Source organism: Pseudoduganella guangdongensis (assembly GCF_009857475.1).
GTDB lineage: Bacteria > Pseudomonadota > Gammaproteobacteria > Burkholderiales > Burkholderiaceae_D > Rugamonas > Rugamonas guangdongensis.
The window spans coordinates 174,104-198,351 of record NZ_WWCJ01000010.1 but is presented as its reverse complement, the minus strand read 5'-3'; the positions used below and the strand labels follow the sequence as shown (position 1 = coordinate 198,351).

Annotated in this window: 16 protein-coding genes; 6 read left to right on the top strand and 10 right to left on the bottom strand. The window is 66.8% G+C overall.

Features of this window, described 5'->3' with window-relative positions; translation table 11 throughout:
- Position 1 precedes the first annotated feature (1 nt).
- From GTP41_RS15900 to GTP41_RS15880, 5 genes are all read left to right on the top strand, one after another.
- Positions 2 to 1,669, top strand: coding sequence for a long-chain-fatty-acid--CoA ligase (locus GTP41_RS15900; protein WP_161026552.1), 1,668 nt, complete (start codon positions 2 to 4; stop codon positions 1,667 to 1,669).
- The gene (locus GTP41_RS15895; protein WP_161026551.1) at positions 1,666 to 3,597 is read left to right on the top strand and encodes a DUF1302 domain-containing protein; all 1,932 of its coding nucleotides are present in this window, start codon (positions 1,666 to 1,668) and stop codon (positions 3,595 to 3,597) included. The genes GTP41_RS15900 and GTP41_RS15895 overlap by 4 nt, the downstream gene beginning before the upstream one ends.
- A gap of 21 nt (positions 3,598 to 3,618) precedes the next feature.
- Positions 3,619 to 4,962: a DUF1329 domain-containing protein gene (locus tag GTP41_RS15890; protein WP_202419753.1), complete on the top strand. Its 1,344-nt coding sequence runs from the start codon at positions 3,619 to 3,621 to the stop codon at positions 4,960 to 4,962.
- An 82-nt stretch (positions 4,963 to 5,044) separates the two neighbouring features.
- Positions 5,045 to 6,127: a WD40/YVTN/BNR-like repeat-containing protein gene (locus GTP41_RS15885; protein ID WP_161026550.1), complete on the top strand. Its 1,083-nt coding sequence runs from the start codon at positions 5,045 to 5,047 to the stop codon at positions 6,125 to 6,127.
- Positions 6,124 to 8,493 carry an efflux RND transporter permease subunit gene (locus GTP41_RS15880; protein ID WP_161026549.1) on the top strand — a complete coding sequence of 790 codons (2,370 nt, stop codon included), beginning with the start codon at positions 6,124 to 6,126 and terminating at the stop codon, positions 8,491 to 8,493. Before GTP41_RS15885 ends, GTP41_RS15880 begins: the two co-directional genes overlap by 4 nt.
- Before the next feature lie 84 nt (positions 8,494 to 8,577).
- Here the strand turns inward: GTP41_RS15880 and GTP41_RS15875 are convergent, their stop codons facing one another.
- Both GTP41_RS15875 and GTP41_RS15870 read right to left on the bottom strand, forming a co-directional pair.
- On the bottom strand, positions 8,578 to 9,027 hold the full coding sequence (locus GTP41_RS15875; protein WP_161026548.1) for a DUF2147 domain-containing protein: 450 nt from the start codon (positions 9,025 to 9,027) through the stop codon (positions 8,578 to 8,580).
- Between the two features lie 181 nt (positions 9,028 to 9,208).
- Positions 9,209 to 12,004: a valine--tRNA ligase gene (locus tag GTP41_RS15870; protein ID WP_161026547.1), complete on the bottom strand. Its 2,796-nt coding sequence runs from the start codon at positions 12,002 to 12,004 to the stop codon at positions 9,209 to 9,211.
- Between the two features lie 55 nt (positions 12,005 to 12,059).
- Here GTP41_RS15870 and GTP41_RS15865 point away from each other — a divergent pair, with 55 nt between their 5' ends.
- The gene (locus tag GTP41_RS15865) at positions 12,060 to 12,683 is read left to right on the top strand and encodes a TetR/AcrR family transcriptional regulator (protein WP_161026546.1); all 624 of its coding nucleotides are present in this window, start codon (positions 12,060 to 12,062) and stop codon (positions 12,681 to 12,683) included.
- A gap of 398 nt (positions 12,684 to 13,081) precedes the next feature.
- Here GTP41_RS15865 and GTP41_RS15860 read toward each other — a convergent pair whose 3' ends face one another.
- Genes GTP41_RS15860 through GTP41_RS15825 form a run of 8 tightly spaced genes read right to left on the bottom strand, consistent with a single transcriptional unit; the run spans position 13,082 to position 24,022 of the window.
- Positions 13,082 to 14,623, bottom strand: a complete 1,542-nt coding sequence (locus GTP41_RS15860; protein WP_161026545.1) for a class I adenylate-forming enzyme family protein — start codon at positions 14,621 to 14,623, stop codon at positions 13,082 to 13,084.
- Positions 14,616 to 15,446 (bottom strand): SDR family oxidoreductase, encoded by an 831-nt coding sequence (locus tag GTP41_RS15855; protein WP_161026544.1) that lies wholly within the window; start codon positions 15,444 to 15,446, stop codon positions 14,616 to 14,618. Before GTP41_RS15855 ends, GTP41_RS15860 begins: the two co-directional genes overlap by 8 nt.
- A 10-nt stretch (positions 15,447 to 15,456) precedes the next feature.
- Positions 15,457 to 17,400, bottom strand: a complete 1,944-nt coding sequence (locus tag GTP41_RS15850; RefSeq protein ID WP_229502910.1) for an acetyl/propionyl/methylcrotonyl-CoA carboxylase subunit alpha — start codon at positions 17,398 to 17,400, stop codon at positions 15,457 to 15,459.
- 53 nt (positions 17,401 to 17,453) lie between these two features.
- Entirely contained in the window at positions 17,454 to 18,611 is a 1,158-nt protein-coding gene (locus GTP41_RS15845; protein WP_161026543.1) for an acyl-CoA dehydrogenase family protein, read from the bottom strand.
- 17 nt (positions 18,612 to 18,628) lie between these two features.
- Positions 18,629 to 20,251, bottom strand: coding sequence for an acyl-CoA carboxylase subunit beta (locus GTP41_RS15840; protein ID WP_161026542.1), 1,623 nt, complete (start codon positions 20,249 to 20,251; stop codon positions 18,629 to 18,631).
- Complete coding sequence (locus GTP41_RS15835; protein ID WP_161026541.1) at positions 20,251 to 21,123, bottom strand: SDR family oxidoreductase; 873 nt, start codon at positions 21,121 to 21,123, stop codon at positions 20,251 to 20,253. The genes GTP41_RS15840 and GTP41_RS15835 overlap by 1 nt, the downstream gene beginning before the upstream one ends.
- 11 nt (positions 21,124 to 21,134) lie before the next feature.
- Positions 21,135 to 22,271, bottom strand: coding sequence for an acyl-CoA dehydrogenase family protein (locus GTP41_RS15830; RefSeq protein ID WP_161026540.1), 1,137 nt, complete (start codon positions 22,269 to 22,271; stop codon positions 21,135 to 21,137).
- A complete protein-coding gene (locus tag GTP41_RS15825; RefSeq protein ID WP_161026539.1) occupies positions 22,271 to 24,022 on the bottom strand; it encodes an acyclic terpene utilization AtuA family protein in 1,752 nt (583 codons plus the stop codon). The genes GTP41_RS15830 and GTP41_RS15825 overlap by 1 nt, the downstream gene beginning before the upstream one ends.
- Positions 24,023 to 24,248: the final 226 nt, after the last annotated feature.

Here is a 24,248-nt window from a genome sequence, read left to right as displayed (position 1 = left end):
CATGCAAGGCTTGATGCAAGACCAGCCGCTGTTGATCTCCTCCCTGCTCGAGCACGCGGTGCGCGTGCACCCGCGCGCCGAGATCGTGTCGCGCCTGTGCGAAGGCACGCTGCACCGCAGCAGCTACGGCGCAGTGGCGCGCCGCGCCAAGCGCCTGGCCAACGCGCTGCAGGCGCTGGGCGTGGAGATGGGCGCCCGGGTCGGCACCCTGGCCTGGAACACGCACCGCCATATGGAGCTGTACTTCGCCGTGTCCGGCAAGGGTGCGGTGCTCAATACCATCAACCCGCGCCTGTTCCCGGAGCAGATCGAGTACATCGTGCAGCACGCGCAGGACCAGGTGCTGTTCTTCGACCTCAGCTTCGCGCCGCTGGTGGCGGCGCTGGCGCCGCGCCTGGCCTGCGTGCGCGCCTTGGTCTGCATGACGGATCGGGCCCATATGCCGCAAGGGCTGCCGCCCGGCACCCTGTGCTACGAGGAGCTGCTGGAAGGCGCCAGCGAGCACTATGACTGGCCGCAGTTCGACGAGCGCAGCGCCTCGGCCCTGTGCTACACCTCCGGCACCACCGGCAATCCGAAGGGCGTGCTGTACTCGCACCGCTCGACCTACCTGCACGCCATGGGCCTGTGCCTGGCCGGCACCGCCGCCATCTCGCAGCGCGACAGCTGCCTGGTGGTGGTGCCGCTGTTCCATGTGAACGCCTGGGGCATGCCTTACGCCGGCGCGCTGAGCGGCGCCAAGCTGGTCCTGCCCGGCCCGGCGCTGGACGGCGCCAGCATCTACGCCTTGCTGCGCGACGAGCGCGTGACCATGGCGCTGGGCGTGCCGACCGTGTGGCTAGGCCTGCTCAACCATGTGGAGGGCGAAGCGCGCCCGGCGCGGCAGGAGCTCTGTCTGGAGCGCCTGCTGTGCGGCGGCTCGGCGATCCCGCCGGTGATGTTCACGCGCTGCAGCAAAACCTTGGGCGCGACTTTAATGCAGGCATGGGGCATGACGGAGATGTCGCCGCTCGGCACCGTGTGCTCTTTGTTGCAATCACACGACAACGCCAGCGACGAAGAAAAGCTGCGCGTGCAGGCGCGCCAGGGCCGTCCGGTGTGCGGCGTGGAGCTGGCGCTGAAGGACGAAGACGGCAAGCGCCTGCCGCACGATGGCGTGACGGCGGGCCGCCTGATGGTGCGCGGACCGTGGATTTTGTCGGCCTATTACGGCAGCGATGCGCCGGTGCTGGACGAGGAGGGCTTCTTCGACACGGGCGATATCGCCAATATCGATGCCGACGGCTACCTGCAGATCACCGACCGCGCGAAGGACGTGATCAAGTCCGGCGGCGAATGGATTTCGTCGATCGATGTCGAGAACGCGGTGCTGGGCCACCCCGCTATTGCGGCCGCCGCGGTGATCGGCGTGGCGCATGAAAAATGGCAGGAACGCCCGCTGCTGGTGGTTGTCGCGCGTGAAGGTTGTTCCCCCACGCGCGATGAAGTGTTAGGCTACCTTGCCAGCCGCGTAGCTAAATGGTGGTTGCCGGACGATGTGGTGTTCGTCAGCGAATTGCCTTATTCCGCCAACGGCAAAGTGCAGAAGATGAAGTTGCGTGAGTTGTTTAAGCAGTATAAGAAAGCAGAATACAAAGCTGTACATAAACCAAAGGAGACACAAGGATGACGAGGAAGTACAACCGAACCATGGCCCTGGCTGTGGCGGCGGCGCTGGCAACCCCACTGGCGCACGCAGATACCTTCACCACCGACAACGGCCTGGAAGGGCGCTGGTCGCTCAGCGCTTCGGTCGGCACCAGCATCCGCATGAAGGATGCGGACAAGAACCTGATTTCCGTGGTCAACGGCGGCACGGCCGGCGCCGGCGCCGATGACGGTAACCTGAACTTCAAAAAGCATGACGCCTACTCCACCGTCGGCAAGCTGACCGGCGAGTTCGAGCTGAAAGGCGAGACCTACGGCCTGTTCATGCGCGGCTTCGCCTGGTATGACTACACGCTGAAGAGCCACAACATGCCGCACGGGAACTTCAACAACGGCTTCACCCCGGGCGCCAACCTGGACGACAGCAAGTTCGACAAGCTGTCCACCTTCGACGGCGCGGCCCTGGCCGACGCCTACGTGTTCGCCAACTACGACCTGGGCGGCAAGCCGGTCAGCGTCAAGCTGGGCAACCAGGTGATCAACTGGGGCGAGAGCCTGTTCGTGCCGGGCGTGAACGCCATGGGTGCCTTCGACACCAGCGCGGCGCGCCGTCCCGGCGCCCAGGTGAAAGAGATCCTGCGTCCGCAGCCGGCGCTGATGGCCAATATCGGCCTGGGTAACGGCATCTCGCTGGAAGCCTTCTACAACCTGCGCTGGCGCCAGAACGTGGTGGACGGCTGCGGCACCTACTGGTCGGCCGCCGACTCCCTGAACTGCAACAACGGCACCGTGCTGTTTGGCGACGCCACCAAGCTGAACGACCGTGGCCAGTACAACGGCGCGCCGTTCCTGGCCGCGCTGCCGGCCGCGCTCGATCCGGTGCTGGCTTCGCTCGGCCTGGCGCGCAATATGCCGCTCAACTTCCGCATGACCACCGCGCAGAAGATCGAGCCGAAGAAGTCCGGCCAGTTCGGCCTGTCGAGCCATTATTTCGCCGACTCCATCGCCACCGACTTCGGCATCTACTTCGCGCGCTTCCACAGCCACTCGCCGATCGTCTCGGTAGTCAAGCAGCCGTCGGCCCTGCCGTCGGTCTGGTCCGGCAAACTGGCGCAGCTGGTGAAAGCGGTGCCGCAGCTGGCGGCTTCGCTGGGCACCCTGGGCGTGCTGCCGGCGGGTAATATCGTGTGGGACTACAGCGGCGAGAACGTGAAAACCCTGGGCCTGTCGGCCGCGACCGAGTTGGGCGGCTTCTCGCTGTTCGGCGAAATCTCGCGCACCAAGGACATTCCGGTGCAGATCAACGCCATCGACATGCTGGTGGGCACCGCGCTCGGCATCGGCCCGCAGGCGCACTGGGGCGCCATCGCGCGCGACCCGAGCAAGCCGACCGGCTATGTGCTGCACGGTTACGACCGCAAGGACAAGACCCAGGCGCAAGTGTCGTTCATCCGCCAGTTCCCGCAAGTGCTGGGCGCCGACTCGCTCACCCTGCTGGGTGAAGTGGCCGGCCAGAAGTGGAGCGGCATCGGCGACCCGAACACCAGCACCCGCTACGTGCGCGGCTTCGGCTACAACTTCGGCCCGACCGCCGCGCTGAAAGGCACCTGCGGCCCGGCCGGCATCCAGCCGAACGCCGCCTACTGCGAGAACGAGGGCTACGCCACCAGCAGCGCCTGGGGCTACCGCCTGTCGGCCGAACTGCTGTTCCCGAACGCGATCGCCGGCGTCAACCTCAAGCCGCGCCTGTTCTTCTCGCATGACGTGAAGGGCTACGCCGCCGACAACCTGTTTGTGGAAGACCGCCAGACCCGCAGCATCGGCCTGCGCGCGGACTACAACCAGCGCTACTACGCCGATATCAGCTACACCAGCTATAACAAGAGCGCCAAGTACGACCAGTTCCACGACCGCGACAATATGTCGTTCGTGATCGGCGCCAACTTCTAACAGAGACATAGGAGACACTGCATGAAAATGATGAAGCAAAGCTTGCTGGCCGCTGCGCTGGCGTGCATCGCCGGCAGCGCCATGGCCGGCCTGTCGCAGGCCGAAGTGGACCGCCTGGGCAAGGACCTGACCCCGGTCGGCGCCGAGAAGGAAGGCAACAAGGCCGGCACCATCCCGGCCTGGACCGGCGGCATCACCAAGGCGCCGGCCGGCTTCGACGCCAAGAACGGCTACCTCGACCCGCTGCCGAACGAAGCGCCGCTGTACACCATCACCGCGGCCAATATGGACAAGTACAAGGACGTGCTGACCCCGGGCCAGATGGAAATGCTGAAGCGCTATCCCAGCTACAAGATGAATGTCTACAAGACCTACCGTACTGCCGGCTATCCGCAGAACGTGTACGACACCGTCAAGAGCGAAGCGTCCAAGGCCGAGCTGACCGGCGGCGGCAACGGCGTGACCGGCATCGCCCGCACCACCGTGCCGTTCCCGATCCCGAAAACCGGCGTCGAGGTGATCTGGAACCACCTGATGCGCTATCGCGGCGGCACCATCGAGCGCCACACCGCCGAATTCCCGGTGCAGACCAACGGCGCCTTCACGCCGGTGACCCGGACCGAGAAGGTCGCCTTTGCGCAGGGCATGGCCAATCCCGAGCCGAACCGCCTGCTGTACTACATGGCGACCCTGACCGGCCCATCGTCGGTGGCGGGCGACGCCCTGCTGGTGGTCGATCCGCTGGACCAGGTCAAGGAATCGCGCCTGGCGTGGACCTACAACCCAGGCCAGCGCCGCGTGCTGCGCGCGCCGAACGTGGCGTATGACTCGCCGGGCCAGGGCTCGGACGGCCTGCGCACCACCGACGACTACGACGGTTTCAACGGCGCGCCGGACCGCTACGACTGGAAGCTGGTGGGCAAGAAGGAGATGCTGATCTCCTACAACAACTACAAGCTGACCAACAAGGCCAACAAGTACGCCGACATCGTGCGCCCCGGCCACATGAACCAGGACCTGGTGCGCTATGAACTGCACCGCGTGTGGGTGGTGGAAGCGACCCTGAAAAAGGACAAGCGCCACATCTACGCCAAGCGCGTGTTCTACGTGGACGAGGACAGCTGGCAGGTTGCCCACACCGATGCCTATGACGGCCGCGGCGAACTGTGGCGCGTGCACGAAATCGGCGGCATCCAGTACTACGACGCGCAAGCCCATTACTTCGCCAACGAAGTGTTCTATGACCTGCAGGCCCGCCGCTACCTGCTGTCCGGCATCTCCAACCAGGAGAAGCCGATGAAATTTGGCGTGAAGCTCGACCCGTCGAACTTCACGCCAGATACGCTGCGCCGCTCTTCCAACTAAGAGCGGTGTAGCGGGTTTGGGGGTGTCTCTTTGGGCGCACGTCTTTGACCAGGCTGTGCGCCCTTTTTTTCGCAGGAAGAGCATGAATAAAGTTCTGATACAAGCCGGTGCCGCCTTGCTGGGCGCGCTGGTGGTTTTGCCGGCCGTGGCGCGCGACCCGCTGCAGACGCCGGCCCGCATGTCGGCGCGCGCGCCGAAGGCGATGCTGACGGCGATGGCGCTGGCCGGCCAGCGCACGGTGGCCGTCGGCGAGCGCGGCATCATCCTGGTGCGCGACGGTAACGAGAAGGCGGCCTGGGCCCAGGCCAAGGTGCCGGTGTCGGTCACGCTGACCGATGTGACGTTTGCCAACGGGCGTGACGGCTGGGCCGTCGGCCACGATGGCGTGATTCTTTCCACCAATGACGGCGGGGCGCAGTGGACGACCCGCTTTGACGGCAACAAAGCAAACACCCTGATGCTGGCGGACGCCAAGGCAGCGGTGGCGAAGGCGCAGGCGGCCGGCGGCGACACGCTGATGGACGCCGAGAACGCGCTCGGTGATATCGAAGCGGCGGCCAAATTCGGTCCGTCGCGCCCCTTGCTGGGCGTATGGTTCCGCGATGCCAAGACCGGCTACGCGGTGGGCGCATACGGCCAGGCCTTCCGTACCACGGACGGCGGCATCAACTGGACATCCATGGGCGCCGGCCTGCCGAACCCGGAAGGCCTGCACTACAACGCCATTGCGGGCGGCCCGGGCAACCTGCTGGCCATTGCCGGCGAGGGCGGCTACATCTACCGTTCACTGGACGGCGGCAACGCCTGGCAGCGCATTGAAACCGGTTACAGCGGCCAGCTGTACGGCATCCTCTTCACCGGCCGCAGCATGCTGGCCTACGGCTTTGGCGGCCACGTGTTCCGCAGCGAAGACGGCGGCGCCACCTGGCGCGAAACGCCGGCGGTGACGAAGAAGAGCCTGGTGGGCGGCGCTCTGCGCGGCACTTCCATCGTGCTGGCGGCGCAGGACGGCGCGCTGCTGCAAAGCGACGACGACGGCGCCAGCTTCCGCCTGGTGCGCCAGGGCGACGCCGTGGCCACGGCCGGCATGCTGGCCCTGAACGGCACGGTGCTGCTGTCGGGCGTGGGCGGCGTGCGCGCGGCCAAACTGGAGGGCGCGCAATGACCCGCGAGAACGACAAAACCTGCAAGATAGCGGAGGAGGGCCACCAGCGCTTCACCTCGATCGAGCATTGGCTGGAGCCGCGCCTGTTCCAGTACCGCTTTATCATCATGATCGCCTTCCTGGTCGTCTCGGCGGTCTTTGCCTGGCAGGCGGCGCTCCTGAAGCCGGACGCCAGCTTCCAGAAGATGGTGCCGGCGACCCATCCCTTCATCGCCAACTACCTGAAATACGAGAACGAGTTGCGCCCGCTGGGCAACAATATCCGTATCGCGGTGGAGGCGAAGAATGGCGACATCTACTCGAAAGAGTACCTGGACACGCTGAAGGCGGTGACCGACGAGGTGTTCTACATCCCGGGCGTGGACCGCGGCAACCTGAAGTCGCTGTGGACCCCGAACGTGCAGTGGATGGAGGTGACCGAGACGGGCCTGAACAGCGGCCAGATCATCCCGCAGGGCTTCGACGGCTCGCCGGCCATGCTGGACGAGGTGCGCGCCAACATCGCCCGTTCGGGCCGCATCGGCAGCCTGGTGGCGGCGGACCAGAAGTCCACCATCGTCCAGGTGCCGCTCTTGGAGATCGACCCGGACAAGGGCACCAAGCTCGATTACGGCGAGTTCTCCGAGCGCCTGGAGAAGCTGGTGCGCGACAAGTACGAGGCGCAGGGCGTGAAGATCCACATCGTCGGCTTTGCCAAGGTGGTGGGTGACCTGATCCACGGCGCCAAGGCGATCGGCATGTTCTTCGCCATCACCTTCGTCATGACCGTGGTGCTGCTGCTGTGGTACTCGCGCTGCTGGAAATCGACACTGGTGACGGTGTTCTGCTGCTCGCTGGCGGTGATCTGGCAGCTCGGCATCGTGCGCCTGCTGGGCTTTGGCCTGGACCCGTACTCGATCCTGGTGCCGTTCCTGACCTTCGCCATCGGCGTCTCGCACGCGGTGCAGAACATCAACACCATGGCCGCCGAGCGCCTGTCCGGCAAGTCCGACATGGAGACCGCCAAGCTGACCTTCCGCCAGCTGTTCATCCCGGGCACCATCGCGCTGTTGTGCGACGCGGTCGGTTTCTCGACCCTGCTGGTGATCGAGATCGGCGTGATCCGCGAGCTGGCCATTTCGGCCTCGGTCGGCGTGGCGGTGATCGTGCTGACCAAGATGTTTCTGCTGCCGATCCTGATGTCGTACGTGGGCGTGACCGACGCCTGCCTGCGGCACCAGGCCAAGAAGGCGCAGAGCGACCACCGCGTCATGCGCATGCTGTCGCGCTTTGCCGAGCCGAAGTTCGCCAAGTTCGCGGTGCTGGGCGCGCTGGCGGTGTTCGCCACCGCCTTCGCCCTGAACCGCGACCTGAAGATCGGCGACCTCGATCCGGGCGCGCCGGAACTGCGCGCCGACTCGCGCTATAACCGCGACAACGCCTACATCACCAGCCACTACTCGACCAGCTCGGACGTGTTCGTGGTGATGGTGAAGACGCCGGCCGGCGAGTGCGGCGCCTATCCGACGGCGGAAGTGGTGGACCGCTTCCAGTGGGAGATGGAGAACGTGCCGGGGGTGGAGTCCAGCACCTCGCTGTTCACCATCCAGAAGCGCATCATCGCCAACGTCAACGGCGGCAGCCTGAAATGGCAGGCGCTGTCGCGCAACCGCTTCGTGTCGAACTCGGCGCAGCGCATGATCCCGTCCGAGCTGTATAGCAACGACTGCTCGATGCTGCCGGTGCTGCTGTTCCTGACCGACCACAAGGCCGACACCTTGACCCGCGTGGTGCAGGCGGCGCAAGCCTTCGCCAAGGAAAACAACACGCCGCAGGCGGAGTTCATCCTGGCAGCCGGCAACTCGGGCATCGAAGCGGCCACCAACATCGTCATCAAACAGGCCGAACCGATGATGCTGGCGCTGGTGTACGCGATTGTGGCGCTGCTGGTGTGGTGGGAATTCCGCTCGCTGCGCGTGACCATCTGCATCATGGTGCCGCTGTACATCACCTCCGCGCTGTGCGAAGCCATCATGGCCCAGCTGGGGCTGGGCGTGAAGGTGGCGACCCTGCCGGTGATTGCGCTCGGTATCGGTATCGGTGTCGACTATGGCATCTATATCTACAACCGCCTGCAATGCTTCCTGGATCGCGGCATGGCGTTGAAGGAAGCCTACTTCGAAACGCTGAAGACCACCGGCGTTGCCGTGGCCCTGACTGGCGTGACGCTGGCGCTGGGCGTGCTGACCTGGGTCTGGTCCGACATCAAATTCCAGGCCGACATGGGCCTGCTGCTGATGTTCATGTTCCTGTGGAATATGGTGGGCGCGATCATCATGATCCCGGCCCTGGCCTCGCTGCTGCTGCCGCAGAAAAAGGCGGCCTAAAAAGAAACGCGGCGCCTGAAAAGGCGCCGCGTTTTTTTGGGGGGAGGGTGTCTGACCCTGCGGGTCAGACACCGGGGTACCGGTTTAATCCTGCCTTACCCAAGTCTGCGAACGACCCAGCAACGGCACGCCAATATACCCGCGCACCTCCAGCTTCTTGCCGCCATCCGCCAGTTTCAGCTTGCTCTTATAGACCTTGCCGTTATCCGGATCGAGAATCTCGCCGCCGGCATACTCCTTACCGTCCTTTTTCAGTCCGCTCATGAACACCATGCCGATAATCGGCTGGTTCTTACGCGCATCGGTGCACTTATCGCACACAGGGTTTTGCTCTTCGCCAGCGGCGCGGAACAGTTTTTCGATTTTCCCCTGCACCACGCCGTTTTCCTCGGTGATGCGGATTAGGGCCTTTGGTTTGCCGGTCACGTCGTCAATGTTTTTCCACAGGCCGACCGGGGAGGATTCTTGGGCAAAAGCCGGTGCGGCAGCCATCAAGGCTGCCGCGGCCAGCGCCACTGTGCGGGTTAAGCGCATAGGGGTGTCTCTTTTTTAGTTTGAGGGTGAACCAGTGTAGCGCAGCTTCCAGCGCGAAAGCGCACGGTCATGCGTTTTTTGAGGGTTGCCTCTAATTTGAGCGCCGGGACGAAAAAATGGGGACGTACCCCATTTTTCGCGCAGCGAAAAAGGGGTACGTCCCCATTTTTTGAGGAAGAGCTTAGGCGGGCAGCTTGGCCAGCTGTTCCTGCATCTTGGCCAGGGTGGCGCCGAAGTTGGCGACGCGTTCCTTTTCCTGCGCGACCACGGCGGCCGGGGCGCGGGCGACGAAGCTCTCCGAGGACAGCTTGCCGTTGGCCTTGGCGATCTCGCCTTCCAGGCGGGCGATCTCTTTCGACAGGCGCTCGCGTTCGGCCTTGACGTCGATCTCGACCTTCAGCATCAGCTTGGTGGTGCCGACCACGGAGACGGCGGCCGGCGATTCCGGCAGCGCGTCCACGATCTGCACTTCCGACAGCTTGCCCAGCATCTGGATGTAGGGCGCGAAGGCGGCCATCTTGTCCTTGTCGGCGCCGCTCGCTTCCACGATCAGCGGCACGCGCACGGACGGCGCCAGCTTCATTTCGCCGCGCAGGTTGCGGGCGGCGTCGGTCAGGCCTTTCAGCTCGCCCACCCAGGCTTCGGCGTCGGCGCTGATGGCCGCTTCGTTCGGCAGCGGGTAAGGCTGGGTCATGATGGACTGGCCTGCGCCGCCTTTGCCGGCCAGCGGCGCAACGGTCTGCCACAGCTGCTCGGTGACGAACGGGATGATCGGATGCGCCATGCGCAGGATCACTTCCAGCACGCGCAGCAGGGTGTGGCGGGTGGCTTGCTGCTGGCCCGGGGTGCCTTGCTGCACCTGGACTTTTGCCAGCTCCAGGTACCAGTCGCAGTACTCGTACCACACGAACTGGTAGATGGTGGAGGCGATATTGTCGAAGCGGTAGTCGGCAAAGCCTTTATGCACTTCCTGTTCGGCGCGGTTGAGGGCGGAGATGATCCACTTGTCGGCGGCCGACAGGTCGGCGTCGTTGGCGGAGCAGTCGTGGCCTTCGGTGTTCATCAGCACAAAGCGGGTGGCGTTCCACAGCTTGTTGCCGAAGTTGCGGTAGCCTTCGCAGCGGCCCAGGTCGAAGTTGATGTTGCGGCCCAGCGAGGCGTAGGACGCCATGGTGAAGCGCACGGCGTCGGTGCCGTAGGCCGGGATGCCGTCCGGGAATTCCTTGCGCGTCGCCTTTTCGATCTTGGCCGCGTCTTTCGGGTTCATCAAGCCGGTGGTGCGCTTGGCGACCAGGGCGTCCAGGCCGATGCCGTCGATCAGGTCGATCGGGTCCAGGGTGTTGCCCTTGGACTTGGACATCTTCTGGCCTTGCGAGTCGCGCACCAGGCCGTGCACGTACACGGTGTTGAACGGCACCTTGTTGGTGAAGTGGCTGGTCATGATGACCATGCGCGCGACCCAGAAGAAGATGATGTCAAAACCGGTGACCAACACCGACGATGGCAGGAAGGCCTTCAGGTCCGGCGTTTCGTTCGGCCAGCCGAGGGTGGAGAACGGCACCAGCGCGGACGAGAACCAGGTGTCCAGCACGTCGTTGTCGCGGGTCAGCGCGCCGCTCACGCCGCGCGCTGCGGCTTGCGCCTTGGCGTCTTCCTCGCTGCGGGCGACGTAGACGTTGCCTTGCTCGTCGTACCAGGCCGGAATCTGGTGGCCCCACCACAGCTGGCGCGAAATACACCAGTCCTGGATGTTGTTCAGCCACTGGTTGTAAGTGGTGCTCCAGTTTTCAGGGACGAACTTGATCTCGCCGCTGGCGACTTTTTCCAGCGCCACTTCGGTGATCGATTTGCCCGGGTTGAAGGTGCCTTCCGGCGCCGGCTTGCTCATGGCGACGAACCACTGGTCGGTCAGCATCGGTTCGATCACCACGCCGGTACGGTCGCCGCGCGGCACCATCAGCTTGTGCGGCTTGACTTCCACCAGGAAGCCTTGCGCGTCCAGGTCGGCCACGATCTGCTTGCGGGCGGCGAAGCGGTCCATGCCCTGGTAGGCGGCAGGGCCGTTCTCGTTGATCTTGGCGTCCAGGGTCAGGATGGACGGCATGTCCAGTTTGTGGCGCTGGCCCACGGCGTAGTCGTTGAAGTCGTGCGCCGGGGTGATCTTCACGCAGCCGGTGCCGAATTCCTTGTCGACGTATTCGTCGGCGATGACCGGGATCTCGCGGCCGACCAGCGGCAGCTTGAGCATCTTGCCCACCAGCGCGGTGTAGCGCTCGTCGGTCGGGTCCACCGCCACGGCGACGTCGCCCAGCATGGTTTCAGGACGGGTGGTGGCAACCACCAGGTGGCCGCTGCCGTCGGCCAGCGGGTATTTGATGTGCCACATGGAGCCGTCTTCTTCTTCCGACACCACTTCCAGGTCGGAGACGGCGGTGCCCAGCACCGGGTCCCAGTTGACCAGGCGCTTGCCGCGGTAGATCAGGCCTTGTTCAAACAGGCGCACGAACACTTCGCTCACCACTTGCGAGCGTTCGGCGTCCATGGTGAAGTATTCACGCTTCCAGTCGGGCGAGGTGCCCATGCGGCGCATCTGGCCGGTGATGGTGGAGCCGGATTTCTCTTTCCACTCCCAGACTTTTTCGACGAATTTTTCGCGGCCCAGGTCATGGCGCGACACCTTCTGCGCGTCCAGCTGGCGCTCCACCACGATCTGGGTGGCGATGCCGGCGTGGTCGGTGCCCGGGATCCAGGCGGTGTTGTGGCCCAGCATGCGGTGGTAGCGGGTCAGGCCATCCATGATGGTCTGGTTGAAGGCGTGGCCCATGTGCAGCGTGCCGGTGACGTTCGGCGGCGGCAGCTGGATGCTGAAGGACGGCTTGCTCAGGTCGAGGGAGGCTGCGTAGTAACCGCGCTTTTCCCACTCGCTGCGCCAGAACTGTTCAATGTCGGCAGGCTCGAAAGACTTGGCTAATTCCATGATTTGGGCTGTAAATTTGGCGAAAACTTTCATTATAAGGTAGATTGCCAGGGACATGAGTACCCGCACCGACCCATCCCCGCCAGCCGCGCCGCGCCGCCGCGGCCGTCCCGCCCGGGGCGAATCCGATAGCTTGAAGCCGCTGCTTATTGCCGTTTCGGCAAGGTTGTTCCGCGAACGGGGTTTTGACAACACCACGGTGCGCGATATCGCCGCCGCCGCCGGGGTGCAGGCGGGGTCGTGGTTCTATCACTTCAAGTCCAAGCAGGACATCCTGCAGGCGGTGATCGAGCAGGGCATGCAGCAGGCTTTGTCGCGCATCGAGCAGATTGCCGCGCAGGGCCTGGCGCCGCGCGATGCCTTGCGCGCCATGGTGCATGCGCATCTGGAGACCTTGCTGTCGCCGGGGCAGGATTTCGTGCACGTCATGTTGTATGAGTGGCGCGCCCTCGACGCGCAGGCGCAGCTGCGCATCGTGGCGGCCAAGGACCGCTATGAGGCCTTGTGGGACGCCGTGCTGCGTGAACTGCAGGCGTCCGGTGAATGGCCGGCGCCGGGCAAGCTGGACCGGCTGTGGCTGTTCGGCGCGCTGAACTGGTCGGCCCAATGGTACCGGCGCGAGGCCGGTGTCAGCATTGATGAACTGGCCGAGTCCGCACTCGGCTTCCTGCTCCGCTAGTCTTTCGCACTGCGTCTGCGGGAGGTGCTGAAAGTGGTGTTGCAAGGTGCTGAAAAGTGCTGAAATTTTGCGGCCAGCGCGGCTTCTCCCTCTGGGGGATATTTAAGCGCGCGCAATTTCAGCACTCGGGGATAAACGAAACTTTATTCGGTCGCTATCCTGGGCCGAACTTGCGGCATTGAAATGTTCTAAGTTTCGTTTGTTCTGAGGTGCTGAAATGGTGTTGCAAAGTGCTGAAAAGTGCTGAAATTTGAACTTGCGCTGAAAATCTCCCTCTAAGGGATTTTCACTCTCGGAGATTTCAGCATGTTCAGCCGACATTCTTTGGCGGTCACCCTGCCAACCCCACCAGCTTGCGCTACCTTGTCGAGATGCAGGCGCAAGCTGGGGCAGCGGGGCTAGCGGTAAAGGGCCTGGTGGTTAGCGCGCAGCACGTGCTTCTGGATCTTGCCGGTGGAAGTCATTGGCAGGGTCTCGACGATGGCGATGTGCTTGGGGATTTCGAAGCCGGCCAGGGTGGCGCGGCAATGCTCCTGCAGCGCGCCGGCATCGGCGCTCTGGCCCGGCTTCAGGCAGACGAAGGCCGTCACCGCTTCGATCCATTCGCTATGCGGCAGGCCGACCACGGCGGCCACGGCGACCGCCGGGTGGCCGAGCAGCGCTTCCTCCACGCGGATGGCGGGCACGTTCTCGCCGCCGGTCTTGATCAAGTCTTTCAGGCGGCCTTTGAAGTGCAGGAAGCCGTCTTCATCCCACATGCCAAGGTCGCCCGTGTGGTGCCAGCCGAAGCGGCGCGCGGCCGCCGTGGCCTCGGGGTCCTTGAAGTAGCCCAGCATGGCATTGGCGCCCCGGTGCACGATCTCGCCCACCTGGCCGGGGCCAAGCAGCGCGCCGTCGGCATCCATGAGCGCGGTGTCGTTGACCGGCGTGCTCTGGCCCCAGCAATTGCCGGTGCGCTGCAGTTGCTGCTCGGGGGGGAAGTAGACCGTCATCGGGAACATCTCGGTCTGGCCGCTGCCCAGGGCGAAGCGCGGGCAGAACTCCTGCATCAGGCGGCGTAGCAGTTCGGGCGCCATCGGGGCCATGGCGTAGATGGCCAGGCGCAGCGTGGACAGGTCGTGCTGCGCGCGCGCCGGATGCTGCAGCAGGGCGCCATACATGGCAGGCAGGGCGGCTATCACGCTGACCTTGTCGCGCGCCAGCGTCGCCAGTACGGCGGCCGGGTCGAAGCCGCGCGCGATCGAGATCGCAGCGCCGCACGCCAGGCCGGCGGCGGACATGCTGAACTGCGCGCAGTGGAATAGCGGGAGGATGGCCGACAGCACGTCCTGCGGCACGACGGAGATGGTCACCGCGTTCGACATGACAGCCGCCAGCACCGAGCGGTGCGAGTGCATGGCGCCCTTCGGGTTGCCGGTGGTGCCGCTGGTGTACATGATCAGTGCCAGGGCGTTCTCGTCGATCTCCAGCGCGGGCGGGCTTGGCGGCTGGCCGGCAAGGGCCTGGGCCAGCGTGCCCGCGCCTTCCGCGCCGGGGCCGCAGCGCACCAGCGGCACGCCCAGCGCAGGCAATGCGGCGCTCCATGCAGGATGGGCGCCAAGCTGCGCGTCCACCACCAGCAGGCGCGCTTCGGCGTGCTGCACGATGTAGGCCACTTCCGGCGGCGACAGCATGGCATTGACCGGCACCCATACCAGGCCGGCTTTCAGGATGCCGAAAGCCGCCACCATGAACTCCATGGAATTGGGGCTCAGCATGGCCACCTTGTCGCCGGGCTGCAGGCCGCTGGCGAGCAGGTGCTGCGCGAAGCGGTTGCTGTCCTCGTCCAGTTGGGCGTAGGACATGCTGCGGCCGTTCTCCAGCAGGGCCGGCGCGGATCCGTTGCGGCGCGCGCTACGGGAAACCAGCGTGCCCAGGGTGTCCTGCATGCGCTCAGTCATGGCCGGCCTCCACGAACAGGTCGATCATCGGTTCCACGCCGGGCGTCACCTGGTATCGGGAAAAGTCGGTGATGCCGCTGTCGCGTAATACATCTTCGTCGATGAAGAAGTTGCCGTTGGTGGCGCTGCTTTTCCTGGTCAGGATCAGATGGGCGGCATCGGCCATGATCTCCGGCGTGCGGCCGAACTGCGCGCCGCCGGGCAGGGCGACATTGAGGGCGGCCGTTGCGATGATGGTGCGCGGCCACAAGGCGTTCACGCCGACTCCGTCCTCCGCCAGCTGGGCCGCCAGGCCCTGCACGATCATGCTCATCGCGTACTTCGAGGTGGTGTAGGCGGCGTGGCGGGCGAACCATTTCGGGTTCAGGTCGATCGGTGGCGACAGCGTCAGGATGTGCGGGTTGCTGGCCTGCAGAAGATGCGGCAGGCAGTGCTTGGCGCAGGTGAAGGTGCCGCGCACGTTGATATCCATCATCAGGTCGAAGCGCTTCATCGAGGTGCTTTGCACGTTCGTGAGGCTGATGGCGCTGGCGTTGTTGACCAGTATGTCGATGCCGCCAAACTCGGCGACGCCCTTCTCGATGGCGGCGATGACTTGCTCGTCCTCCCGGATGTCGACTTGCAGCGGCAGCGCCTTGCCGCCGGCGGCGCGGATCTCCTCGGCGGCGGAATAGATGGTGCCCGGCAGGCGCGGATCGGGTTCGGTGGTTTTGGCGGCGATGATCACGTTGGCGCCATCGCGCGCCGCGCGCAAGGCGATCGCCTTGCCAATGCCCCGGCTGGCGCCGGTGATGAACAGGGTCTTGCCTTGCAGCGTAGTCATGGATGCTCCGTCAGGGGGTAATTTCCAGCAGCAGTTGTCCGGTCGCCACTTGCGCGCCGAGGGCCGTGGCGAGCGAGGATATTCTCCCGTCGCGCGTGGCAAGCATATTGTGTTCCATTTTCATCGCCTCCAACGCCAGCAACGGTTGGCCGCTGCTGACCTGGTCGCCGTCCCGCACGTGCAGCGCCACCACGCGGCCGTTCATGGGCGCGGCGATGCGGCCGTCGGCGGCGCCGTTGCCCGCTACGCGCGGCGGCGCGTCGCCCAGGTCGTCCAGCGCATGGTCGACGCCGTCCAGCAGGAAGAACAGGCGCTTGCCATCGGCGGCCCAATGCACGGTCGCCGGTTCGCCGTCGAGCGCCAGGCGCAGGTTTCCCGCGCCCGCGTCGCGCACCGCGTCGATTATCTCGGCGCGCACGGGCGCCGCTGCATTGGCGCAGGTAACGCGCCAGGTGTCGCGGCCGTCGGCGCTGGCGCGCGCCTGCTGTGCGGCGCCATCCAGCGTAAAGCGCAAAGGCACGGCCAGCGCGTGGCTGGAGCTCCAGCCTTGCAGCTCCTCCGGGTAGCGGCGCGCGTGGCGCTGCGATCGGTGCCAGGCCAGCAGCGCGGCTGCCGCCGGCAAGCTGCGCTCCGTCGCGGCGGCGTTGCAGCGCCGCTCGCGCGGCAGGTGCTCCGCGATGAAGCCGGTGGTGGCGCCGCCGGCGTCGAACACCGGGTGCGCCAGGCATTGCGCCAGGAAGGCGCGGTTGTTGGGCAGGCCCAGCAGCACGCATTCATCCAGTGCGCGCCGCAACTGGCGCAGGGCGTCTGCGCGGTCGCGGCCATGCGCCACCAGCTTGGCCAGCATCGAGTCGTAGTAGGGCGGCACTTGCACGCCATCGGCCAGCGCGTGGTCGCAGCGCACGCCGTTCGGCGCCTGCCAGCGTCGCACAGTGCCGCTTTGCGGCAGGAAGTCCTGCTGCGGGTCTTCCGCGCACAGGCGCACTTCGATCGCGTGCCCACCGGCCGCGCGGCGCGCGTCAAGTCCGGCCTGGCTCAGCGGCAGCGGCGCGCCGGCGGCGACCAGCAACTGCCACTCCACCAGGTCGATGCCGGTGATCGCCTCCGTCACCGCATGCTCGACCTGCAGGCGGGTGTTCATCTCCATGAAGTAGAACTGGCCGTCGCGGTCGAGTAGGAACTCCAGGGTGCCTGCGCCGACGTAGCCGATGGCGCGCGCCGCCGCCACCGCCACCGCGCCCATGCGTTGGCGCAGCTCTGGGCTGACGGCGGGTGACGGCGATTCCTCGATCAGCTTCTGGTGCCGGCGCTGCACCGAGCAATCGCGTTCGCCCAGATGGACCACGTTGCCGTGGCTGTCGGCAAAGACCTGGATCTCGATATGGCGCGGCTCGACCAGGGCGCGCTCCAGGATTACTTGGGCGCTGCCGAAAGCATGCTGCGCCTCGGAGCGCGCGGCCGCCAGTGCGGCGCCAAAGGCGGCCGCCTCGTTCACCCGCCGCATGCCGCGCCCGCCGCCGCCGGCGGCGGCCTTGATCATCACCGGATAGCCGATGCGCTCCGCCTCCTGTGCCATGCGCGCGTCGGACTGGTCGTCGCCCTGGTAGCCCGGCACGCAGGGCACGCCGGCATCCAGCATCAGGCGTTTGGCGCCGGCCTTGTTGCCCATGGCCGCGATGGCGGCGGCGGGCGGCCCGATGAAGGTCAGCCCGGCGTCGGCGCAGGCTTGCGCGAAGTCGGCGCGTTCGGCCAGGAAGCCGTAGCCGGGATGCACGGCCCTGGCGCCGGCTGCGCGCGCGGCGGCCACGAGGGCCGGGATGTTCAGGTAGGAGTCGGCCGGCGCCGGGCCGCCGAGGCGCAGCGCGCTGTCGGCCAGGCGCGTGTGCGGGGCGCCGCAGTCGGCGTCGGAGTAGACGGCAACGCAGCGGTAGCCCATGCGCCGCGCGGTGCGCATGACGCGCAGCGCGATTTCGCCCCGGTTGGCCACCAGGATGGTGTCGAAGCCGGTCACGCTTGGCGCCCCGGCAGGATGTCCATGTACTTGCAGATAATGCCCAGCATGACCTCGTCCGCGCCGCCGCCGATGGAGGTCAGGCGCGCGTCGCGGTAGAACTGCGACACCGGGTTCTCCAGCGTAAAGCCCATGCCGCCCCAGAACTGCAGGCAGCCGTCGGTGATCACGCGCGACAGGCGGCCCGCTTTCAGCTTGGCCATGGAGGCCAGCTCGGTCACGTCGGTGCCGCCGATATACATGCCGCAGGCGCGGTAGGTCAGGGCGCGCAGCGATTCGAGCTCGGTCTGCATTTCGGCCAGCTTGAAGTGCACCCACTGGTTATCCAGCACGCTGCCGTTGAAGATCTTGCGCTCGCGCGCGTAGGCGATGGTGGCGTCGATGCAGTTCTGCATCTGCTGCACGATATTGGCCGCGCACCACAGGCGCTCCTCCTGGAACTGCAGCATCTGGTAGGTGAAGCCCTTGCCCTCCTCGCCGATCAGGAAGCGCTGCGGCACGCGCACCTCGTCGAAGTGGATCAGGCCCGTGTCGGAGGAGTTCATGCCGATCTTGCGGATCTTCTTGCCCACGCTGACGCCCGGCGTATCCATCGGCACGATGATCAGCGATTTGTTGCGGTGCGCCGGACCCTCGCCGGTGTTGGCCAGGAGGCACATCCAGTCCGCCTGCAGGCTGTTGGTGATCCACATCTTGCTGCCGCTGATGACATAGTCGCCGCCGTCGCGGCGCGCCGTGGTGCGCACCGCCGCCACGTCGGAACCGGCGCCCGGCTCCGACACGCCGACGCAGGCCACCGCCTCGCCGCTGATGGCCGGCGCCAGGAACTCGCGCCGCAATTCGTCCGAACCGAAGCGCGCCAGCGCCGGCGTCGCCATATCGGTCTGCACCCCGATCGCCATCGGCACCCCGCCGCAGCGGATATGCCCGAGCGCCTCGGCCATCGCCATCGAGTACGAATAGTCCAGCCCCAGGCCGCCGTACGCCACCGGCTTGGACACGCCCAGCATGCCCAGCGCGCCCAGCTTGAGGAACACTTCCTTGGCCGGGAAGATCTCGGCCGCCTCCCATTCGTCCACATAAGGATTGATGTCGCTCTCGATGAAGCGCTTCAGGTTGCGCTGCAATTCCAGGTGTTCGTGGCTGTATTCCATGGGGTCTCCAGAGTTTGTTATGGGCGCGCCACGCCGAACTGCACCGGGTGCAGCGCGCGGCGGCGCGCCTCGTCGCACACGGCCAGCACGCAGGCCAGCACGGCGCGCGTGTCGCGCGGATCGATGACGCCGTCATCCAGCAGGCGTCCGGAAGTAAAGAAGGCGTCGGTCTGGCGCTCGAAGGTCTCTACCACGCGCGCGCGCATGGCGGCAATCGCAGCGTGGTCGACCTCCTGTCCCTTGCGCCGCATGCTGCCTTCCATCACGATGGCCATAGTGCCGGCGGCCTGCTCGGCACCCATCACGGCGGTGCGCGCATTGGGCCAGCTGAAACAGAAGTCGGGCATGAAGCCGCGCCCCGACATGCCGTAGTTGCCGGCGCCGAAGGAGGCGCCGCAATGCACGGTAATGCGCGGCACGTTGGCATTGGCCAGGGCCTGGATCATTTTCGAACCGTGCTTGATCATGCCGGCCTGCTCGTAGGCCTTGCCGACCATGAAGCCGGTGGTGTTCTGCAGGAACAGCAGCGGCGTGCCGGACTGGCAGCACAGCTGGATGAAGTGGGCCGCCTTGGTGGCGCCGGCCGGGTCGAGCGGGCCGTTGTTGGTGAGGATGCCGACCGGCTGGCCGCAAAGCGCGGCGTGGCCGGTCACGGTGGCGCTGCCGTAGCCGGGTTTGAATTCGAGGAAGGCCGAATCGTCCACGATGCGCGCGATCACCTCGCGCATATCGAGCGGCTTGCGCTGCTCGACCGGCGCCAGGCCGAGCAAGTCTTCTTGCGGAAAGCGCGGCGGCGCGTAGGCGGCGGCGCCGGCGGCCGGCAGCGCGGCGTTCCAGCCCAGGCTCGCCACCAGCTCGCGCGTGATGCGCAGCGCGTCGGCGTCATCTTCGGCCAGGTATTCGGCCAGGCCCGACACGGCGGCGTGCATTTCGGCCCCGCCCAGCTCCTCCTCGCTGGAGACTTCGCCGGTGGCCGCCTTCAGCAGCGGCGGCCCGGCCAGGAAAGCCTTGGCGCGCTCGCGCACCATCACCACATAATCCGACAGGCCCGGCATATAGGCGCCGCCCGCCGTGCTGGAACCGTGCACCACGCTGATCACCGGCAGCCCCGCCGCCGACAGGCGCGCCAGCCAGTAAAAGCCGCTGCCGCCGTGGATGAAGGTCTCCACCTTGTAGTCCAGCAGGTTGGCGCCGGCGCATTCCACCAGGTGGATGAAGGGCAGCTTCTGCGCCAGCGCCACCTGCTGCAGGCGCTGGAACTTCTCGATGCCCATCGGCTGCACCGCGCCTGCATCGATGCCCGAATCGTCCGCTACCACCATGCAGCGCACGCCGCTGACAAAGCCGATGCCGCCCAGCAGGCCGGCGCCCGGCACTGAGCGCTCCGGGTCGGGATGGTCCAGGCAATAGCCGGCCAGGGTCGCCAGTTCCAGGAACGGCGCGCCCGGATCGAGCAGGGCGGCCAGCCGTTCGCGCGGCAGCAATTGGCCACGCTTCGCGAACAGAGGCGCTGCGGCCGCCGACTTGTCGCGCGTGCGCGCCTCCAGCGCCCGCAGGCGTGCCAGCTGCGCCTCCAATGCAGTGCGGTTGGCGGCGAATGCCTCGCCTTGCGGCGCGACGCGGCTCTCCAGCGCCGGCATTACTCGTCCTCCAGCACGCGTGGCGTGGCCGCCAGGTGGAAGCCATTGAAGGCGGCGGTGGCGCCGGGCGCCTGCGGCCGCGGCATCGGCATGCCCGGCCGCACATTGGGCCGCCCGCCATCGACGCGCAAGGTGGTGCCGGTGATGAAGGCCGCCGCCTCCGACAGCAGGAAGCAGATGGCCGCCGCCACTTCCGACTCGGTGCCGAAACGGTGCAGCGGCACCGTGCGCGGGAAGGCGCGGATGGTGTCGCGCATGGCGGGCGGGTACTGGTCCATGCCGGAGGAGGCGATATAGCCCGGCGCCACCGCATTCACGCGCACCCCGTACTGCGCCCACTCGAAGGCCGCGGTCTCGGTCAGGCTCACCATGCCGGCGCGCGCCGCGCCCGAATGACCCATGTTCGGCATGCTGCCGAACATGTCGGCCACGATGTTGACGATGGCGCCGCCGTGCGCCGCCATGCTTTGCTCCAGGCACTCGCGCGCCAGCAGGAAGCCGCCGGTCAGGTTGGTCTGCAGCACCGCCTCCCAGCCTTTCTGCGAAATCTCGCGCAGCGGCGCCGGGAACTGGCCGCCGGCGTTGTTGACCAGGCCGTGCAGCGGCCCGTGCTCGGCCACCGCCCGCACCACCATGGCGCGCACCGCCTCCTCGCTGCGGATATTGCAGCTGTAGCTGTGCGCGGCGCCGCCGGCGGCCGCGATCTCGGCCTGCACGGCGGCCAGCTTGGCCTCGTCGCGCCCCACCAGCAGCACGCGCGCGCCCAGCGCCGCCAGCTCGTGCGCCGTGCAGCGCCCGATGCCGCTGCCGCCGCCCGTCAGCAGCACGGTGCGGCCGGCGAACAGGCCCGGTTTGAAAATGGATTGGTACATCGCGCTTCCTTTCAATGCCAGCCGAGCTGGCGCGCGGCCAGGTCGTTGAGGATTTCTTCGGCGCCGCCGCCGATCATGTAGACCTTGACGTCGCGGTAGACGCGCTCCGCCACCGTGCCGCGCATGCAGCCCATGCCGCCCAGTATCTGCACCGCGTGGTCGGCGCAAACCTGCATGGTCTGCGCCGCGAAATTTTTCAGCATGCACACCTGCGCCACCAGTTCCGCATCCGCGCCGCCGCCGCCATCCAGGCGCGCCACGATGCTGTCGATGAAGGCGCGCGTGGCTGCGATGCGGGTCGCCATCGCCACCAGCTTATGGCGCACCGCCTGGTGCTGCACCAGTGCCTTGCCGAAGGTCTTGCGCTGCAAGGCCCATTCGGAGGCCTCGTCCAGCGCCGCCTGCGCCAGGTAGCAGGCATGCATGGCCAGCATCAGGCGCTCGTCGTTGAAGTTGCGCATGAGGAGGGCGAAGCCCGCGTTCTCCGCGCCTAGCAGGTTAGCGGCGGGCACGCGGCACTGGTCGAAGTGCAGTTGCGCCGTGTCCGAGCACCACCAGCCCATCTTGCGCAGCGGCGTGCGCGTCAGGCCCGGTGTGTCGCCCGCTACCAGCAGCGCCGACACCCCGCCCGCGCCCGGACCGCCGCTGCGCACTGCGACCGTGATCCAGTCGGCGCGCATGCCGGAGGTGATGAAGGTCTTGCTGCCGTTGACGATGTAGTGGTCGCCGTCGCGTACGGCGCTGGTGGCCAAGTTGGCCACATCCGAACCGCCGCCAGGCTCGGTCACCGCCAGCGCGCTGACAGCCTGCCCGGCGTAAATCGCCGGCAGCACGCGCGCGCGCAATGCGGCCGAGCCGCCATGCACGATGGGCGGCGCGCCGATGCGGTGGCTGAACAGGGAAGCCAGCAGCCCGCCGCAGCCGGTGCGGCACAGCTCCTCGTTCAGCGCCCGCAACTGCGCGTAGCTGGCCGGCAGGCCGCCATCCTGTTCGGGAAAGCCGAGCGCCAGCAGGCCCAGTTCGCCCGCCTGGCGGTACAGCGCGCGCGGGAAGCTGCCCGCTTCCTCCCACTCGTTGACGTGCGGGCGCAGCGCCTTCTCGACGAAGCGGCGCACGCTCGCGCGCAAGGCTTCGGTATCGTCTTGCATCACATCCTCCGGCTGGTGAAATCGGGCGGCACGGCGATCGGCATGGCCAGCAGCCACTGCGCCATGCCCTTGCCGAGCGGATCATGGCGCAGCGACGCCATGCCGCCGCCGCCCAGCGCCTGCTCGCAGACAAAGTTAAAGGCATGGATGCCCGGCAGTTCATAGCGCGTCACCGCGCCCTGCACATACTCGCGCAGGTGGGCCGCCACCGCCTCCGCCGTCAGCTGCTGCTGCATCAGCGGCACGTCATCCGGATGGCGCGCGATGACGCCGATATTCGAGGTGTCCCCCTTATCCCCGCTGCGCGCCCAAGCCAGTTCGATCAGCGGCAACGTCCGCCGCGCGTTGCGCTCCGGGGGGCGCTCCTGGGGCGGGCATGCGGGCGGCATGGCGGGACCCGGGGGGGCAGCGGCGGCAGCGCTCGACACGGGCTGGACGGTGCTGCCGTCGGGGAGGTGGACTTGGGGCTGCACGCGCTGTTTGTCGAGCAGGAAGGCGTGCTGCTTGATGGCGGGCGTGACCGCCGGGCGGCCGCCGAAGCCGGTGGTGCCGGGGGCCCAGGAGGTGGCGGCGGGGGCGATCTCGCGGGCGAAAATCTCGAGCGCGGCGCGCTGCGGGTGGGCGACGGCCAGCCACAGCACGGCGCGCCCGAAGCCTTGCGCGTCGCCCAGCACGTCGATGTGGCTGGCGCTGTAGTCGGCCAGGCCGGCGCGGGCGAACATGGCGCGCGTGCGTTCGAGGATGGCATCGGCCGTGCGCCGCGCTTTGCGGCCGGCGTCGTGGCCCACGATGGTCAGCTGGGCGGCGCTGCGGAAGCCGTCGGCGTAGGTGGCGCTGACCTTGTAAGTGGGCGTGGGGGCGCTGCCGCGCGCGCCTTGCAGCAGCACGCGCTGCGGGCCGCTGGCTGTGATCGTGACGTGGCGGAAGTCGCACACGACATCGGGCAGCACATAGCGTGCCGGGTCGCCGATTTCGTACAGCAACTGCTCAGCGGCGCTGGCCGGGCAGACCAGGCCGCCCGTGCCGTCCGGCTTGCCAAGCTCGAAGCTGCCGTCGGCGCGGCAGTCGACGATGGGGTAGCCGCTGTTGGCCCAGTCGGGCACCGCTTCCCAGTCGGTGAACAGGCCGCCGGCGCCCTGGCAGCCGCATTCGATCATGTGGCCGGCCAGGCTGCCGCCAGCCAGGCGGTCGTAGTCGTCCGCGGCCCAGCCGAATTCGTGCAGCAGGGGGCCAAGGGTCACGGCGCTGTCGACGCAGCGGCCGGTGATGACCACGTCGGCGCCGCCCGCCAGCGCGGCTCGGATGGGCTGGGCGCCCAGGTAGGCGTTGGCGCTCAGCACGTTGGCGGGCAGCGCCTGGCCTGCGGCGCGCAGGGCCGGCAATTGAGACATGACGTCGTCGCCTTCCACCACGGCGATGCGCGGTGCCAGCCCCTGTTCGGCGGCCAGGGCGCGCAGGGCGGCGGCGCAGCCATGCGGGTTGATGCCGCCGGCATTGGCGACCACGCGCACGCCGCGCGCCAGGGCGTCGCCCAGCACGTCGCGCATGACGTCGATGAAGTCGGTGGCGTAGCCCAGCTCGGGCTGCTTGCGGCGGGCGCCGGCCAGCAAGGACATGGTGAGCTCGGCCAGGTAGTCGAAGACCAGGTAATCCAGGGCGCCGCCGTCCAGCAACTGGCGTGCGCCGAGCGCGCTGTCGCCCCAGAATCCTGCCGCGCCGCCGATGCGGACCGTCTGCCTGCCTTCGCGCAAAGCGCTCTCCCGGATAAATTAAATCAGTTGATTGAATAATTAAGGGTAACAGCGCCTTGGTGGCGCACGCAAGGGGCGTTGTGGCGGCGCGACGCTATCAGTTAGGAAGCAATTTGAAAGTCATTGTGTGCTAATGAAACTGCCGCTACATTGCCAATTTGTTAAAAACAGCGCTGGGCGTTTCCGGCCCCCCGGCGCTGCTGTGCGTGGCCGGTTTTCAGTCGAT

Excerpts from the sequence above, each read along its gene's own strand:
- GTP41_RS15855 (WP_161026544.1), bottom strand. The coding sequence starts at position 15,446 with ATGACTACGCTGCAAGGCAAGACCCTGTTCATCACCGGCGCCAGCCGG.
- GTP41_RS15870 (WP_161026547.1), bottom strand. The coding sequence starts at position 12,004 with ATGGAATTAGCCAAGTCTTTCGAGCCTGCCGACATTGAACAGTTCTGG.
- GTP41_RS15840 (WP_161026542.1), bottom strand. The coding sequence starts at position 20,251 with ATGCCGGCGCTGGAGAGCCGCGTCGCGCCGCAAGGCGAGGCATTCGCC.
- GTP41_RS15845 (WP_161026543.1), bottom strand. The coding sequence starts at position 18,611 with ATGGAATACAGCCACGAACACCTGGAATTGCAGCGCAACCTGAAGCGC.
- GTP41_RS15890 (WP_202419753.1), top strand. The coding sequence starts at position 3,619 with ATGAAAATGATGAAGCAAAGCTTGCTGGCCGCTGCGCTGGCGTGCATC.
- GTP41_RS15835 (WP_161026541.1), bottom strand. The coding sequence starts at position 21,123 with ATGTACCAATCCATTTTCAAACCGGGCCTGTTCGCCGGCCGCACCGTG.
- GTP41_RS15895 (WP_161026551.1), top strand. The coding sequence starts at position 1,666 with ATGACGAGGAAGTACAACCGAACCATGGCCCTGGCTGTGGCGGCGGCG.
- GTP41_RS15880 (WP_161026549.1), top strand. The coding sequence starts at position 6,124 with ATGACCCGCGAGAACGACAAAACCTGCAAGATAGCGGAGGAGGGCCAC.
- GTP41_RS15865 (WP_161026546.1), top strand. The coding sequence starts at position 12,060 with ATGAGTACCCGCACCGACCCATCCCCGCCAGCCGCGCCGCGCCGCCGC.
- GTP41_RS15860 (WP_161026545.1), bottom strand. The coding sequence starts at position 14,623 with ATGACTGAGCGCATGCAGGACACCCTGGGCACGCTGGTTTCCCGTAGC.
- GTP41_RS15850 (WP_229502910.1), bottom strand. The coding sequence starts at position 17,400 with ATGCGCACCGCGCGGCGCATGGGCTACCGCTGCGTTGCCGTCTACTCC.
- GTP41_RS15875 (WP_161026548.1), bottom strand. The coding sequence starts at position 9,027 with ATGCGCTTAACCCGCACAGTGGCGCTGGCCGCGGCAGCCTTGATGGCT.
- GTP41_RS15830 (WP_161026540.1), bottom strand. The coding sequence starts at position 22,271 with ATGCAAGACGATACCGAAGCCTTGCGCGCGAGCGTGCGCCGCTTCGTC.
- GTP41_RS15900 (WP_161026552.1), top strand. The coding sequence starts at position 2 with ATGCAAGGCTTGATGCAAGACCAGCCGCTGTTGATCTCCTCCCTGCTC.
- GTP41_RS15885 (WP_161026550.1), top strand. The coding sequence starts at position 5,045 with ATGAATAAAGTTCTGATACAAGCCGGTGCCGCCTTGCTGGGCGCGCTG.